The sequence below is a fragment of the Burkholderia sp. A2 genome (assembly GCF_001729305.1).
Classification (GTDB): Bacteria; Pseudomonadota; Gammaproteobacteria; order Burkholderiales; family Burkholderiaceae; genus Burkholderia; species Burkholderia sola.
In genome coordinates this window covers 1-740 of record NZ_LZXX01000065.1, presented here as the reverse complement: position 1 = coordinate 740, position 740 = coordinate 1, and the positions used below count along the sequence as shown (strand labels likewise).

The 740-nt window shown below is 68.5% G+C and carries 1 protein-coding gene; it reads right to left on the bottom strand.

All coding sequences use genetic code 11. The features are described from left to right. A partial coding sequence (locus tag A9Z05_RS05455; protein ID WP_176730148.1) for a transglycosylase domain-containing protein occupies window positions 1–740 on the bottom strand: 740 nt, incomplete at both ends.

Sequence of the window (740 nt, the reverse complement as noted above, 5' to 3'; positions counted from 1 at the left end):
GCGGCCGCGCGGCGAGCGGCACCGAGTTCAGGTAGCGCACGATGATCGTGCGGCGCGCGAGCATCGTCTGCGGGCCGTTCAGGTACGCGCGCACCGACGCGGACGCGATCTGCCGCAACTTCTCGGGCGGCGTCGCGGTGCGGCCCTCGGGCGAATGGCGGAATTTTTCGATCTGCGTCGCGAGCGTGCTGCCGCCCGGGCGTGCCTGATGGCGATTGACCACGTGCAGCGCCTGGTCGGCCAGCGCGCGGCTGAAGCGCCCCCAGTCGATCGCCGGGTTGCGGTTCGGTTCGTTCGCATCGAGCAGATAGCGATCCTCGATGAACAGCAGCGAATCGGTGATCACGCGCGGCACCGTGTCGAAGTCGGCATAGACGCGCTGCGGGAACACGGTCGCGAACAGCGGCGAGCCGGTCGAATCGAACAGCATCAGGCCCGTCTGGTCTTTCTCTTCGTATGGGAGAAACAACCCGCGCTCGCCGAGCGACAGCATCCGCTGCGAATCGCGCGCCTGTTCGCTGACGACGAAGCCGCGCGCGAGCAGCCGCTGCTGGAACGCGGGGATCATCGCGTAGCCGAAGCGCTGGTCGTACGGACCGTTCCCGGGGAAGCGGATGTGATCGCTCGGCCCCGCTTCGACCGTGTAGCCGACGTCGCGGGTGAGCTCGGACAGGTAGCGCGCCTGCAGCCGGGACGTTTCGATCTCGGTCTGCACGAGCCGCGCGACGATCGCCACCGCG